The organism is Acidobacteriota bacterium, from assembly GCA_016196035.1.
Classification (GTDB): Bacteria; Acidobacteriota; Blastocatellia; order RBC074; family RBC074; genus JACPYM01.
In genome coordinates, this window is record JACPYM010000117.1 from 89,061 (window position 1) to 103,750 (window position 14,690).

Consider the following 14,690-nt stretch of genomic DNA (forward strand, 5'->3'; position numbering starts at 1 on the left):
GCGAAAGGCATTTGGTTTTGGGCGCGTGTGAGCCGCGACTATTCTACCGGCACCACCGGCACATCCCAATGCGCCAGCAAAATCTCAAAGCGCCGCGCCTCTTCTTTCTTGAATGTCTCTTGATCGGGATAAAGCTGGCGCGCCAGGGCCGCTTCATCAAAGGGCGCGAAAGCCACCGCAGCGCTCTTGAAGGTGATCGTCACGCGAAAGTCCCAACGCCCGTCTTCGGTCGCGTGGTAGCGGGGCTTTTCGACTTTGACGCTGACCATGCGCCCCTGTTCGATCTGCTTCTGCAAGACCGGCAGATGGTTCTTTTTGAAGAGCCGCAGGAATTCGTCGGCGAAGCCCCAGCGGGCTTTGTAGTAGTACTCGACGACGAAAGGTTTGTCCTGCTGAATGGCTGGCACCTCAGCTTCCCCCGCAATCAGCAGTTTGTTGTTCGAAATGGTATCCAACCGTGGGCCGGGCAAAAGCATGGTTTGTCCTGCCACAAACAGCGGCAACCATGCCAAGGCCATTGTTAAAACAGTCACTCGCAAAAGAAATCTCATGGCGTCCTCCTCAACATTTAGGGCTAACGTTTAGCGGCTGGTCAGTGCATCCAGCAGCTTTTGGTGAATCCCGCCGAAGCCGCCGTTAGACATAATCGCCACCACATCACCCGCGCGCAACTCCGGCGTCAGATGCGCGATGATCGCGTCTGCGCCATCCAGCGCGAGGGCCGGTTTGCCTTGCGCCTGCAAAGCTTCGACCAGTTGGCCGATGGACATCTGCTCGCTAGCTTCGATGCGTTGCGCTTCAAAGAGCGCCGCGATGACGATGTAACCCGCCGGGTCGAAGGCCCGCGCGTAATCGTCCTGAAAAACCTTTTTGCGCGATGCCCAGGTGCGCGGTTCGAATACAGCAACCAGCCGACGGTTTGGATACTTTTGCGCGATGGCCAGCAGCGTCTCGCGCACGGCGGTCGGGTGATGCGCGAAATCGTCAATCACGGTGACGCCGCCTGCCGTGCCGCGCACCTGCATGCGGCGCTTGACGCTTTTGAAGGTGGTGAGCGCGGCGGCCACAGCTCGGCGTTCGAGACCGAGGCTTTCCGCTGCCGCAATCACGCCCAGGCAGTTGCGCACGTTAAAGGCTCCGGCGAGCGGCGTGCGAAAGGCGGCATATTCCTGGCCCGCGCAAAAGACGGTGAAGCGCGTTTCGTCAGGCAGGTATTCGATATTGCGCGCCGTCCATTGCGCGCCGTCATCCAAGCCAAAACTTTCGACCGGGCACCAGACGCCTTGCGGCGCGAGGGGGTGTTCGACCAGTCCACGCACGACCGGCGAATCCCAGCCCGCGATCAAACGCCCGTTCGACGGGATCAAATTGATGAGCAGCCGAAAGGATCTCTTGACCGCTTCGAGATCGGCGTAAATGTCGGCGTGGTCGTATTCGACGTTGTTCAGGATCACCAACTCGGGCAGGTAGTGCAAAAACTTCGGGCCTTTGTCGAAGTAGGCCGTGTCGTACTCATCGCCTTCGATCACAAAATGCGTTGAGTTCGCCACCTTGAAACTCGCGCCGAAATTTTCAGCCACGCCGCCGATCAGAAACGAAGGATCAAGACCAGCCGTCTCCAACACCCAAGCCATGATCGAGGTTGTCGTCGTTTTGCCGTGCGTGCCCGCGACGACGGTCGAATGTTTGCCGCGAATGAACTGCTCGCGGATGACTTCGGGCATGGAGGCGCAGCGCAGCCGGGCGGTCAGCGCGTATTCGATCTCGGCATTGCCGCGCGAAGTGGCGTTGCCAACGACGACGACATCAGGCGCGGGCTGCAAATGTTCAGCGGCGAATCCGTCGAAAGTCTCGATCCCAAGCCGCTTCAATTCGTCGCCCATCGGCGGATAGAAGGCTTTGTCAGAGCCGGTCACGCGGTGGCCTTGCGCTTTGAGCATCCCGGCCAGCGAACCCATCGCCGTGCCACAGACACCGATCAGATGAAAGTGTTTGGTCTGCATAAATTGTGTTTTGGAAATGCGAGCGCGGGGATTATAGCTGGCTGTACGGCGGCTGTGTACCGGGGAAAAGCGCGGCAGAATGGGGGCGTTGATTTAGGCGGAGCATTCTCAACTTCCCATTCTCAACTCCTGGCAGGAAGGCTTTTCCCAACAAACTGCGCACTGCAAGCGAATTGAGAATGAAAAATTGAGAATGGAGAATACTTTTTCGTTCAGCCAGTCTTTACTCTGCCAGATATTCTTCAGCGAGAAACTGCTCCAGGCGCGCCACGTTTGGGCGCACTTCGCCGCGTTTGTAATCAATCAGGCCGCGCTGGCGGAATTCGATCATCATCCCCGTGACGACTTCGCGGGTCGAACCGATCAGTTCGGCCAGTTCTTCGTGCGTGAGGCGGATGCTGGATTCGTCTGTGCGCCAGGCCGCGTCTGAAAGTTCCAACAGGGCCTGCGCTAGGCGGCGGTGATTGTTCTCAAACACCAAGGCTTCGATCTGGCGTTGGGCTTCGGCCAACCGCGCGGCGACGTGTTGAAAGGCGCTCTGCATTGCCTGCGGTTCATGTTTGATGGCATTCCAGAAATCGCTGACGCGGATGAGCGCCACGCGCGTGGTATCAAGCGCGACGGCTTCATCGCTGCGGCGTGTTTCGGCGGTTGCGCCGGACAAGGCCAACTCGCCAAAGACTTCGCCGGGATAGCGGATCGAAGTGATTTTCTGCTGGCCCGCGGGTGAGGTGCGCAAAATCTTGACGCGGCCTTTCTGCACCAGGTAAATGTGCGTCGCAGCATCTTCGAGTTTGTAAACCGGCATCCCGCGCCAGAACGTTTTTTCGACGTGCGGCACATTGGCCAGTGCGGGAAATGGCGGTAGCCAGTGGGGTTGCCGCAAAGGTTCTTCGATCCGTTTTAGTGCTGCTGCATGGGCGATCATCTGCTCCCTCCTTCTCGTGCTTGCTTGCCTACTCCTGCCGAATTGCTCGTGCGTAATACTGCATCTCGTTCAGAAAGTCTTTGATCTCAAATTCGGGCACCTGGGCCACGGATTTTTCGATTTGGCGCAAATGCGCGCTGACCGGCCCCGCCAGCCGTTGCGCCAATTGTTCATTTTCTGTCTCTGGCAAATCAGAAACGACCAGCACGACATATTTCGCCGTCTGGTAGGCATTGACTTGAAAGCTTGCGCGCAGGGCGTGTTGCAAGCCCGCAGTCACGCCGTCATCGGTGGGGACTTGGCCGTTCTGCAAACAGGCTGCGTCGCGCGGCGTTACTAATAAAGAAATGACCTTCCCGTTCTGCGCATAAATCAGGTGGCCGAACTTGCGTTTCTGAAAGCCACAAACATGCACGGCTTTCAACTGCATCCCTTGCGCCCCTGCCGCCGCCGCCTCGGCCAATCCGGCATAAGCGGGATATTTTTCCTTCATCCAGTCGGGCGTCGTGGCGGTCGCTTGCGCATTGGCGAATTGCAGCGCGCAGGTCTGATGATCGCCTGCCGCCTCGGCCATCACCGTGTCGCTCAACATCGTTGGCCGCCCGCTACCTTTGTAGACATACAGGCCGACCCCGCCCAGCGCGAACAGAAAGATCGCCGTGACCGTGGCCGGAAGCGCGAAGTTGGGCGCAAGCCAAGCCAAGCGGATGCTGGGCCAGTTGCCGGGCCAAAGACTCGGCCAGAGACGCGGCTGACCGACACGCGGCGGGCGCGCTGGCGCAACCTGCACCAGCGGCGCGCTTTCGGCTTCAGCGCGTAAGCATGCGCGCAAACGCGCTTGCGCCTCGTCGCTCATACAGGTGCGCGTCACCGCCGCGCGCAACGTGAGACGTAAATTGCGGCGGGCGCCCATCTCGGCGCGGCAAGGCGGGCACTGTTCAGCGTGCCGCAGACACTCATGGTTTGTCTCGACAGCCAGTTCGCCGCTCAGATACGAATCCAAGACATCTTTGAAATTTCGGCAATCCATAAACTACTGCTGGGCATCAGCCAGCTTGTAACCAACCGTGTGCGCATACTTCGTCAACTCGCTGCGTAAGAGCTTGCGCCCGCGATGTAAGCGCGACATCACGGTGCCAATGGGAATTTCCAGTGCTTCGGCCACTTCGCGATATGACAACTCTTCAATATCGGCCAGCACCAGCGGAATCTGAAAATCGCGCGGCAAGCGTTCGAGCGCGGCAATGACTTCCTCATCGGTCAATTGCGCCGGCGTCGGTGGATCATACGCAATGGTTTCGGCAATCGTTTCTTCGACCGGCACCAGCCGCAAGCGCTCTTTGCGCTGTCCGCTGTAATAGACGTTGAACATGATTTTATAGAGCCAGGCCCGCAGATTCGTGCCCAATTCGAACCGATGAAACGAGCGCCAAGCTTGTAAATAAGCTTCCTGCACTAAATCTTCAGCCTTGGCCCGCTCGCGGCACAACCGCAGTGCGACGCGGAAAAGCTGGTCGGCATAGGCCAACGCCGCGCCTTCGAATTGGGCCAGTTTTTGTCCTTCGTTCAGACTCAACGCTCTGCCTTGCAAGCCTTTCTCAGGTTCTGGGCTGTTTCCGCCTGCACATCCTGCCCTATGTATTGCAAACTGGGGTTGTGATTATTCCGCAGCACTAAATTTTTCTTACGCACGCGGATCAGCGGCGGATTTGGCGCACACGCCGAATCCTGCCGCAACAAACACCTGAATTGAGCAAACGGTTGCGCTATTGCGGTTCCGTCACTATAATGCGCGACTTTGCATTTGAAGATTACATGGAGGTGTCATCACTATGGTATACGCAATCATCCGCACGGGCGGAAAACAGTTCCGGGTCAGTCCGGGCGACGTTGTCCGGATCCCGTCACTGGGCGAGAAAAACGAAGGCGATGCAGTCGAATTTGAGGTGCTCGTATCCGGCAATGACGAGGGCGTGCAAATCGGCGCGCCCCTTGTCGAAGGCGTCAAAGCCACCGGCACGGTCGTCAAAAACGGGCGCGGCCCCAAGATCATCGTCTTTAAGTTCAAACGCCGCAAACAATTCAAAAAGATCAAAGGTCATCGGCAAGGTTATACCTCCGTCAAGATTGACGCGATCGCTTAACCGCTTTTTTGTAGGAGTTTTCGTCATGGCACATAAGAAAGGTGTAGGCAGTTCCCGTAACGGGCGCGATTCCAATGCACAGCGGCTGGGCGTCAAACGCTTTGGCGGCCAGTTGGTTTCGGGCGGTTCGATTCTGGTGCGCCAGCGCGGCACCAAATTCAAACCCGGCACCAACGTCGGCGTCGGTAGCGACGACACGCTTTACGCCTGCGTCACCGGCATCGTCAAGTTCGAAGACAAGGGACGCAAAGGACGCTTTATCAGCGTCTACCCAGCAGCAGAGTAGTTGGCCATCGGTTAGCTTATCCGGCTACCGACCACTGACTACCGACTACCGATGTTCATAGACCGCGCGAAAATCTACGTCAAAGGCGGCGACGGCGGGAACGGCGTGACGGCGTTCCGGCGTGAGAAATTCGTGCCGCACGGCGGGCCTTCGGGTGGCGATGGCGGCAATGGCGGCTCGGTCTATTTTGAGGCTTCGGAAGGCGTCAATACGCTGCTGCATTTCCGCTACAACCCTGAGCACAAAGCTGAGCGCGGGCGTCACGGCGAAGGCAGCAACCGCCATGGCCAGGATGGCAAAGACATCGTGGTGCAGGTGCCCGTTGGCACATTGGTAATGGATGCCGCAACCGGCGCACTCATCCACGATTTCACTCACGCGGGTGAACGCGTGCGGATGGCCAAAGGCGGACGCGGCGGACGTGGCAACGCGCAATTCGCCACACCCACCAATCGCGCGCCGCGCTACCATCAGGAAGGCCGACTCGGCCAGGAACGCACGCTGCAATTGGAATTGAAACTGATCGCGGATGTCGGACTGGTGGGGTTGCCGAACGCCGGCAAGTCTACGTTAATTTCGCGCATCTCAGCGGCCCGGCCCAAGATTGCCGACTATCCCTTCACCACGCTTGAACCTCACTTGGGCGTCGTTGATTTAGGCGATTACAAAACCTTGGTCGTCGCGGATATTCCCGGTTTAATCGAAGGCGCGCACACAGGCGCAGGTTTAGGCGACCGTTTTTTGCGGCATGTCGAGCGCACGAAATTATTGCTCCATCTCGTGGACGTTTCCGGGTTGGCGAGCGATCCGGTCAAGGATTACCAGACCGTCACGCACGAGTTGGAAGCCTACAGCCCGGCAGTCGCGGCGAAATCGAAGATTGTGGTGGCAACCAAGCTCGACGCGCTTGGCGAGGCCGAAAAGCTCGCTGAATTCAAAGCCTTCTGTCAGCGTGCAGGGCTGGAGTTTTATCAGATTTCGGCAGCCTCTGGCGCGGGGATAAAAGATTTGCTCTATGCGCTCGAACGCAAGTTGCTAAGCTTGCAACCAGCGGATGCGCCGGATGCGCCGGATATGGTGGATGCGCCGGATATGGTGGATGCGCCGGATATGGTGGATGCGCCTATCGCTTTAGCCGCCACAGGAAAAGCAGCTTCGTAAGGAAAAAGCCGTGTTGCAACGAATCGGCGTTTACGGCGGGACATTCGACCCGATTCACAACGGCCATCTGCGGGTGGCCGCCGCGATCCTTGAGAATTTTGCGCTGGATCAACTGCTCTTCGTACCGGCTTTCGTACCGCCACACAAACGCGGCCAAACGATCAGCGCGGCGCATCACCGTTATGCGATGCTGGCGCTGGCCACGGCGCTCGAAGCGTGCATGTTGATTTCGACGATTGAACTGGAAGCGCCCGCGCGCCCCTATACCATCGAAACGCTAGGGCATTTGCAAACGCAATATCCCGGCGCGCAATTGTTCTTTGTGATGGGTCTGGATTCGTTTCGTGACATTACGCTGTGGCGTGCGCACGAACGCTTGCTGACTGAATTCAGCCTGATCGTTGCCACGCGCCCCGGTTATCGTGCGCACGAATACGCGACGGAAAATATCGCCGCGCATCTGGCTCTGGAATTGCAGGCCTGCATCGTTGATTTACGCGGCGGGTTGCAACCAACGAGCGTGCAATTGGCCGCACCGCACACGTTCATTACCGATTACGTGGCGGTGGATGTTTCGGCCACCGCCATTCGCCAGGCAGCGCAAGCGCGCCAGAGCTTGGAAAACCTGGTGCCGCCGAGCGTGGCGGATTACATCGCCAAATATCAGTTGTATCAATTGGCAGTATGAGTGAAGCAATTTTGCAAACAGAAATTCCGGCGGTCATGCCGCCCGTGCCCCCGGTGGTCGCACTGACAGAGAAAACGGCTGAAGACCAACTCATCTTCGAGCAGGTCAAAACCGCCGTGGCCGCCGCCGAAGACAAAAAGGCGCTGGACATCGCCGTGCTGGGCCTGGCCGCGCTGACCGAATTCACCGACTACTTTGTGATCTGCACGGGCGCCAATCAGCGCCAGACCCAGGCGATTGCCGACGAGATCAGCTTGCGGCTCAAAAAAACCTACAAGCTGCGCTCGCAACATACCGAAGGCTATAACGTCGGCGAATGGATTCTGCTCGATTTTGGCGCTTTCGTCGTGCACGTCTTCGTCGAAGAGTCGCGGCATTTTTATGATCTGGAACGGCTCTGGCGCGATGCCGAGCGCGTGACTGTTTGAATCCCGTGTCAGAAGCCCGACCGTAAGGGAGGGCCTAGTCGCGCAATCAAGTCCTTCCCACGGCCGGGCTTCTGACACGGGCTAATTCCAATGCGTTTGCATTTCGTCTGGATCGGCAAAACCAAAGACCGGCCTTGTGCCGCCTTGCTAGCCGATTACCTGGACCGCATCGCCCGCTTCACCCCTTGTGAAGTGAGCGAATTGAAAGAGCCTTCCGGCAGGCATTCTGGCAGTGATGCCGAACGTCGCGTGGTCGCACAGGAAGGCGAAAAAATACTGACCGCCATCGGACGGGATGATTATGTCGTCCTGCTCGATGAAAGAGGCCGTCAATTCTCGTCACCCGCGTTAGCTGAATTTATCGGGGCACGGCAACAGGCTGGCAGTAAGCGGGTCGCCTTCATCATCGGCGGATTCGCCGGCGTGAGCGACGCCGTCCGGCAACGCGCCCAACTCGTGTGGTCGCTCTCGCAACTCACCTTGCCGCACGAACTGGCCCGCGTCGTTGTAACGGAGCAGCTTTATCGCGCGTATACGCTGCTCGCCGGGTTGCCGTACCACAAGTTTTGAAACACTGCTTGTCACTCCGTTTGGCCGCAGTCCAAGTCAATCAATTGGGGAGTAGAGGATGGACAAAAAGAAACTGAATTATTTCAAAGAACGCCTGTTGGAAGAACGGGCCAAATTGCTGGGCGTCGTCGGACGCAACGAAGATCACGGCCGCGAGGCCGACACCGAGGCTACGCAAGACCCGGCGGATAAAGCCTCGAACTCATACACCAAAGAATTGCTCTTCAGCCAATCCACCAACGACCGCCAGATGCTGACGCTGATCGAAGAGGCGCTCGAACGCATCGAAGACGGCGAATTCGGCACCTGCGTCATCAGCGGCGAAGAAATACCGATGAAACGCCTGGAAGCGATCCCCTGGGCTAAATACACCATCGCCGTGCAAGAGCAGATCGAAAAAGGCCTGATTGACGAAGAAGAGTAACAACCAGTTCGCGGTGGTTGCCAACCGAAGCAAAACCCTGAGCGTTGACCACTGTGGCAGGCGCTCAGGGTTTTTCTGTTTTACCACAGCCCTTAACGCGGCAAAGCTGTACACACGAACTGAACCCACTGTAAATTAGCGCTATGGACACCCCAACCACATCCGAGTTACGCGCTGCCTTCAACCCGCTCATTCGCCCTTACCTCGTCGTGACGATTGGCCTAACGATGGCCAGCACGATCATCGGATTGCCGCTGGCGCTGCTCTGGTTCCTTGGCGTAGGCCAATGGTGGGCGCGGCATTACTTCGCCAAGCTGGAATGTTGCCTGGGCGATAAAACGCTGCGCTATCGCAAAGGCATTCTGGTGCAGATCGAAAAGACCATTCCGCTCGAAAACATCCAGGACGTGACCTTTATCGAAGGCCCGCTGCTGCGCTACTTCCATCTCAGCACGCTCAAGTTCGAGCCCGCCGGGCATACCGCCGGGCAGGCGAACAACATGCAACTCACCGGCATCATCAACGCCCATGAATATCGCAATAGCATTCTCGCGGCGCGTGAGGCGCTGAAACAACGCGCCCAACCCGCGTTACCGGCGGCAGCGACCGGCACGGGTCCAAGCGAAGCCCAAGCCGCCCAGCAACTCGCCACGCTACAAAACATCGAGCAGCGCTTGAATGAAGTCGTTGAATTGTTGAAGGGACGCCAATGAAAGCCAAGCGATGCGCGGTGGCCTTGGTTGGCCTGTTCATCTGCATTCAATCCGTGCGCGCCCAAAATCCGCCGCACGCTGACGACCAGGAGTGGAATGAAGTGCAAATCACCAAACCACTCACCAAAACCCGCGACCTTTTGCTGACGGGCCAACTGCGCCTGGGCCGCGAGTTCACACATGCCGTTGAAGAACAACTCGCGGGCGCGGTCGCCTTCAAACCGAATGCGTATCTGACACTGACGCCAGGCTATGCCTACGTCAGCCAACAGCCTTACGCCGGGCGCGTCGTCAATCAGCACCGGCTGGTATTCTCGGCGACTGGCAAATTCACCTGGCACGCTTTTACCTTTGCGAATCGCCATCAATTCGAGCAACGCTTCGTCATTGCCAACCGCGATGCGTCCGTCTATCGCCAACGACTGACCATAGATCACCCTGCCCACCTCGGCGCCTTCAAATTCAAACCGTTCATTTGGGACGAGATCAGATATTCCTCGCAAAAACTTGCTACCGGCGGGCGGCTGGGCTGGTATCGCAACCGCCTCGCGCTCGGCCTTAGCAAACCGTTCACCAAACAACTGACGATGGACTTCTTTTACTTGCGGCAAGATGACGGCGTTTCGCGCCCTGGCAACATCCACGCCGCTGGCGTGAGCCTGCGCATCTTCTTGCCAGCCCACAAGGCTGCGCCGAAAACCACCTTCTAACACAGCTTTCGGCAACCCATGAAGTTACGCGAAGAATTCGGCGACATAGACATCTACCTCTTCGATCAACTGCTTAAAGGCAACATCCAGCCCGGCCTCGCGCTGCTGGACGCAGGCTGTGGCGGCGGCCGCAATCTCGTCTATTTCCTCCGCCACCACTACAAGGTCTTTGCCGTAGACACCAATCCCCAGGCCATCCAGCAAGTCCAAGCGCTGGCCGCCCACCTGGCGCCGCACCTGCCCGCACACAACTTCCAACTCGCCGACGTGGCCGCGCTGCCCTGCGTCAACGCCCGCTTCGATCTGGTCATCAGCAGCGCCGTCCTGCATTTCGCCCGCAACCCACAACACTTTGACCAAATGTTGGCTGAGATGTGGCGCGTGCTCAAACCCGGCGGGATGTTATTTGCGCGGCTGGCGAGTTCTATCGGAATTGAAGAACACGTCCGCCCCGTCGGCAATGGCTGGTTCGCATTGCCGGATGGCACGGAGCGTTTTCTGGTGGATGAAGCAATGCTGAGTGCCGCGATGGAACGTTTGGGCGCTGCGCTGCTCGAACCACTGAAGACGACCAACGTGGCGAATCTGCGTTGTATGACGACGTGGCTGTTGGGGAAACCGGCGTAATTTCCTCTCGCATTTGGCCGCGTCGGCCAGCCCTTAACAACGTCACGAAGCAGTTCAACTCGAATAAGCTACTTGAATTGGAGTTCGTATTTGCTCAGCCGCTGACAAGGCTGTAATTCGATGGCTTGATTTGCCGCTTCAGCCAAGCGGCGCAAGCGCAAGCGAGCGGCAGCATCCAAGGCAACGGGCGCTTCCGGCGGCGATGGCTCTTTGGGCGTGGGCTGCGCGAGCACCCAATACTTGCCGGGCGCAAGATTGCGGAAGCGGAAGGCGCCGTCATTGCCGGTCTGAGTTTCAGCGTAACGCAACACGTCTTCGGCGCGTTCGCGTTCGGCGGGGATGAGGTGAATCTGCCACGCCCCGGCAGGCACAGCCGCGCCGGCTTTTACGGCTTTGCCATCCAGCGCCGCCGCGCCTTCCGCGACGGTCACAACTACGCCTGTCAGCCGTTCACCGGCTTTGAGCAGAAGCCCGTTGCGGCTGGCATCCGACATTCTCGAGGGGGCAGCGGGCGCGCTTTTTACAGCAGGCGCGGGCGTCGTTTTGGCGGGCGCAGACGCAGGCGCGGCGACAGGGGCGGCAATAGACCGCATGAACCAGCGTTCGTCGAGCAATTGCGTGCCCAGGCGATAGCGTCCGGCGGGCAAGCCGCGAAAGGCGATTTCACCGGCGCGATTGGGAACGCTGAGCGGCGCGGGCGGGCGCGGTGCCAGCGCTTTGTTCGCCGCCGCCGGTTCAACGCGCAAGGTGAAGATCTGCTCTTCCAACAACGCGGCGCGCGCGGCGGTGCACTTGCTGATGCTTTCAAGCTGCACTTGCGCACGCACGGCGGCCAGCGGCTTCAACGTTAGGCTAACGCCGGTAACATCGTTGCCGTTGACCAACACGCGCACGGGCGCGGCGGCGGCGACATCCTCGCCGGAATTGCGTTGCGCCGTTAATTCGTATTCGCCATCCGTCACGTGAAGCATTGAGAACGTATCGGGGCCGCTGGCCAAACCGCGCCGGATTGGCCCGCCGCGCGGCGTGAGAAACGCCGTATTGACGACCTGGCCGGAGGCTTTGTGCGTAAGCGTCACCAGCGTGAATCCAGCGCCCGGCCCGCGTTCAGTCGCCGCGCCCGCCACCGTGCCGCTGATGGCGACGCCGTGCACGCTGCGGTACTGAATATCAATGCCGCTAATTTCCGCGCCGCTGCTCACGGTAATTTCTGCGGCTGCCGCGCGTCCGCCGGAGGGATGGTAAATCGGCCCGTCGTTCGCAAACGGATTACGCTGCTGACCGGGGCGGCCTCCGCCAAAGGCCGCGCCGAATCCGCCGCCGCCGCCGCCACCTCCACCGGCCACCGCGTTAGCATTGGCGACGACGACATACGTTCCAGCGGGCAAACCGAAGAGGCGATAGATGCCGCGATCATCGGTTTGAGCGTCGCTGTTCGCCAGTGCGGGCGGAGCCGTGGCGGTGCTCGCCAACGTCGCGCCGATTGGTTGCGCACTGACACGCACGCCAATCACCGGGTCGCCCGCCGGATTCAGGACGCGCCCCGTAATCACGCCGCCTTTGACCAGCCAAAGCGTCACGTCGTCGCCGAGGCGATAATAGGTTTGCGTCACGACTTCGGCGGGCGCATCCGGTTCCGCCGCCGCCACACTCACGGCGGCGCTTTCCTGCACGTACCCCGGCGCATTGACCTGAATCTGCAACGCCGCCGCGCGCAAGCCATCCACTTTGAAATTGCCCTCCATATCGGTGATGACGCTGCGTGAGCCATTGCCCTGCCCCCGCCCACCCACCGCCAGCACCGTGACGGTCGCGAAAGGCACCGGGCCATCTTCGCCAATCACACGCCCGGTCAGGCTGCCGTAATTGACCGTCCCGTTGGGCGTTTGCGCCTGGATGCTCGTTGCGATCAGCAACCAGCCAGCCGCACACAACATTATGAATAGCTGGCCACAGAGGCACAGAGACACAGAGGTTATGCAGCAGCCTCTGCCTTTCTCAAAAACTCGCTCTGTGTCTTTGTGCCTCTGTGGCAATGCTTTCGGGCGCAGCTTGATCATTGCCTTATCCCTCGCGGTTGCCGATCACTACCATTGGCGTTGCCCCGCGTTGGTGGCGCGGTCAGCGTTTTGAGATCGAGCGGGAAGATGACGCTTTGCACGCCGCTGCTGCTGACCGTCACGGTCACAGGCGTAATCGTGTTGCGGCCCAGCCCTGCCCCTTGCAAGGTCAGTTCATAAGTCCCGGCGACCAGTTGATCGAGTTGAAAACGCCCGCTCGCATCCACCGGCGCATTGCGACCGCCGCGATCACGCACGCTGGCGCTGGCATCCACGCGCCGCGCCGAAACGGATAGGCGCAACTGCGGCGGCAACACACCGCCGGTCACTTGCACCATGCCGCGAATCGAACTGTTGCCATACGTCGCAATCAGGCGCACGCCTGCGACCTGTTCGCCCGCTTCGACGCGCAGACCCGCTTGCAAATCGGCGCCGTCGCGTTCGATGCGCAAGATCGTCAGCCCCGGCGTAGCACGATCCACCAGCGTCAACGTCACCAAGCCCGGCACCAAACCGGACAACCGGAAAATTCCGTCCGGCCCAAGCTGCGCCGCGGCATCATTCGACAACCCGCCGCCGCCGCCGCCGCGCCCACTGCTACGCGAAGACGCGCGCACCAGCAAGTTCGGCAGATTCGCCTGCACCTTCGACTCGTTCGCATTTTCAAACGCGACGACGCCCGTGATGCTCGCGCCGCGCAGCAATTTGATCTCGACACCCGTGACATCTGACGAGCTGATTTCGACGGGTACCGGATCGCTGTAAAACTCCGATGCGCCCGTCGCGCGATCCCGCGTGGCATAAACCGTGAAGCTGCCCGCCGTCAGCCCGGCGATGCGAAATTCGCCCGCCTCATTGCTGGGCGCGTCCGTCAGCTCTTCGACAACGACTTGTTGATTGGCGCGATTGCCCTGTTGGGTTGGTTGATTTGGTTGGTTCGGCCCATTTTGATTGTTGGGATTGGGACGATTGGCGCGCGGGTTGGCCATTTTGCTGTGCCCGAGCAAGACGCCCGCCAGGGGGTTGCCCGTCTCGGCGTCCACCACGCGGCCCACGATGGCGTAGGTGTTGCGCGCGGCCATGCGAATGTCTATGCCGGTCAATTCCTGCCCCGGTTCGACGCTGACCGCGCTGGCGGTGGCGGCTTCGAGCGCATCGGGATAGTAAGTGCGTTGCCAGGCATTGCCGCTATTTGAGCCGCCGCCATTCGGGCCGCCACGACCGCCGCCGCCGCCAAAGCCGCCCTCGCCGCGCCCGACGCTGAGCAGATAACGCCCGGCGGGTAAACCGAAGAGGCGATAGATGCCGCGATCATCGGTGCGAAAGCTGATGCCATTCGGCAAGCGCATCTGCACGGACTGGCCCGTGGCGTCCACGGGCGTCAGCGTGACCGGTTCGCCAATCACGGGCCGCGTGCCGTGCAGGACTTTGCCGGTGATGACGCCGCCTTTGGCCAACGACAAATTCAGATTCTGGACGGCCTGCCCATCGGCAAGCTGCATGGTCATTTCGCTATTCGCCAGCACGTAGCCCGGCGCGGTCACCAGCACGCGAAACGTACCGGCGGCAAGGTTGTTGATTTGAAAGCGCCCCTCAGTATCGGTCGTCGCCGCACCGCCCGCAGTTGGCTGCGCGGCCAGTCCGCCAGCGAAAGGCTGATTGCGCTGCCCGCCCGCCACTTGATTCGCCGCCACATTGGTCAATGACACGAGCGCCCCGGCAATGCCCTTCTCGCCCATTTTGATTTGCCCGGCGAGGCTGGCGGTGCCGGTTGGGGAAGCCGTGGCCGGTGTGGCGGGCGGTGTTTGCGCCAGGAGGGTGGCTGGCAGAGAAAGCATAACGGCCAACCAACAGAGGTGTTTCTTTTTTCGCGGCATGGTGACTCCTTGTTCGTGGCGGGGCAGGCCCGCAGCATTCGACTTGCCCTTAAGACGACGGGAAGCCACCT

General features: G+C 59.8%; 17 protein-coding genes. 10 read left to right on the top strand and 7 right to left on the bottom strand.

The features are described from left to right. Positions 1–38: 38 nt before the first annotated feature. The 5 genes from HY011_33000 to HY011_33020 all read right to left on the bottom strand — a co-directional run bounded on the left by HY011_33000 (position 39) and on the right by HY011_33020 (position 4,522). Entirely contained in the window at positions 39–407 is a 369-nt protein-coding gene (locus HY011_33000; GenBank protein MBI3427767.1) for a hypothetical protein, read from the bottom strand. A gap of 174 nt (positions 408–581) precedes the next feature. Further along, complete coding sequence (mpl, locus tag HY011_33005; protein ID MBI3427768.1) at positions 582–2,003, bottom strand: UDP-N-acetylmuramate:L-alanyl-gamma-D-glutamyl-meso-diaminopimelate ligase; 1,422 nt, start codon at positions 2,001–2,003, stop codon at positions 582–584. Between the two features lie 223 nt (positions 2,004–2,226). Then, positions 2,227–2,931 (bottom strand): Crp/Fnr family transcriptional regulator, encoded by a 705-nt coding sequence (locus tag HY011_33010; protein ID MBI3427769.1) that lies wholly within the window; start codon positions 2,929–2,931, stop codon positions 2,227–2,229. A 28-nt stretch (positions 2,932–2,959) separates the two neighbouring features. Continuing rightward, a complete protein-coding gene (locus tag HY011_33015; protein ID MBI3427770.1) occupies positions 2,960–3,961 on the bottom strand; it encodes a zf-HC2 domain-containing protein in 1,002 nt (333 codons plus the stop codon). A gap of 3 nt (positions 3,962–3,964) precedes the next feature. After that, on the bottom strand, positions 3,965–4,522 hold the full coding sequence (locus HY011_33020; protein MBI3427771.1) for a sigma-70 family RNA polymerase sigma factor: 558 nt from the start codon (positions 4,520–4,522) through the stop codon (positions 3,965–3,967). Positions 4,523–4,763: 241 nt separating this feature from the next. On the opposite strand from HY011_33020, the gene rplU reads away from it, so the two are divergent. The 10 genes from rplU (at position 4,764) to HY011_33070 (ending at position 10,682) form a co-directional block, all read left to right on the top strand. Continuing rightward, entirely contained in the window at positions 4,764–5,075 is a 312-nt protein-coding gene (gene rplU / locus HY011_33025) for a 50S ribosomal protein L21 (GenBank protein ID MBI3427772.1), read from the top strand. A 25-nt stretch (positions 5,076–5,100) separates the two neighbouring features. After that, positions 5,101–5,361 (top strand): 50S ribosomal protein L27, encoded by a 261-nt coding sequence (gene rpmA / locus HY011_33030; protein ID MBI3427773.1) that lies wholly within the window; start codon positions 5,101–5,103, stop codon positions 5,359–5,361. Between the two features lie 51 nt (positions 5,362–5,412). Beyond that, positions 5,413–6,522, top strand: a complete 1,110-nt coding sequence (gene obgE, locus HY011_33035) for a GTPase ObgE (GenBank protein MBI3427774.1) — start codon at positions 5,413–5,415, stop codon at positions 6,520–6,522. 10 nt (positions 6,523–6,532) lie between these two features. Continuing rightward, positions 6,533–7,210: a nicotinate (nicotinamide) nucleotide adenylyltransferase gene (gene nadD / locus HY011_33040; GenBank protein ID MBI3427775.1), complete on the top strand. Its 678-nt coding sequence runs from the start codon at positions 6,533–6,535 to the stop codon at positions 7,208–7,210. Positions 7,211–7,245: 35 nt separating this feature from the next. Continuing rightward, positions 7,246–7,638, top strand: coding sequence for a ribosome silencing factor (rsfS, locus tag HY011_33045; GenBank protein ID MBI3427776.1), 393 nt, complete (start codon positions 7,246–7,248; stop codon positions 7,636–7,638). Between the two features lie 90 nt (positions 7,639–7,728). Beyond that, positions 7,729–8,208, top strand: coding sequence for a 23S rRNA (pseudouridine(1915)-N(3))-methyltransferase RlmH (locus tag HY011_33050; protein ID MBI3427777.1), 480 nt, complete (start codon positions 7,729–7,731; stop codon positions 8,206–8,208). A gap of 58 nt (positions 8,209–8,266) precedes the next feature. Beyond that, a complete protein-coding gene (locus HY011_33055; GenBank protein ID MBI3427778.1) occupies positions 8,267–8,632 on the top strand; it encodes a TraR/DksA family transcriptional regulator in 366 nt (121 codons plus the stop codon). Between the two features lie 143 nt (positions 8,633–8,775). Continuing rightward, on the top strand, positions 8,776–9,345 hold the full coding sequence (locus HY011_33060; protein MBI3427779.1) for a PH domain-containing protein: 570 nt from the start codon (positions 8,776–8,778) through the stop codon (positions 9,343–9,345). Continuing rightward, positions 9,342–10,055, top strand: a complete 714-nt coding sequence (locus tag HY011_33065) for a DUF2490 domain-containing protein (protein MBI3427780.1) — start codon at positions 9,342–9,344, stop codon at positions 10,053–10,055. The genes HY011_33060 and HY011_33065 overlap by 4 nt, the downstream gene beginning before the upstream one ends. 18 nt (positions 10,056–10,073) lie before the next feature. Next, positions 10,074–10,682, top strand: a complete 609-nt coding sequence (locus tag HY011_33070) for a class I SAM-dependent methyltransferase (protein ID MBI3427781.1) — start codon at positions 10,074–10,076, stop codon at positions 10,680–10,682. Positions 10,683–10,750: 68 nt separating this feature from the next. Here the strand turns inward: HY011_33070 and HY011_33075 are convergent, their stop codons facing one another. Beyond that, positions 10,751–12,619: a carboxypeptidase regulatory-like domain-containing protein gene (locus tag HY011_33075; GenBank protein MBI3427782.1), complete on the bottom strand. Its 1,869-nt coding sequence runs from the start codon at positions 12,617–12,619 to the stop codon at positions 10,751–10,753. A gap of 119 nt (positions 12,620–12,738) precedes the next feature. After that, on the bottom strand, positions 12,739–14,619 hold the full coding sequence (locus HY011_33080) for a carboxypeptidase regulatory-like domain-containing protein (GenBank protein ID MBI3427783.1): 1,881 nt from the start codon (positions 14,617–14,619) through the stop codon (positions 12,739–12,741). Positions 14,620–14,690 lie beyond the last annotated feature (71 nt).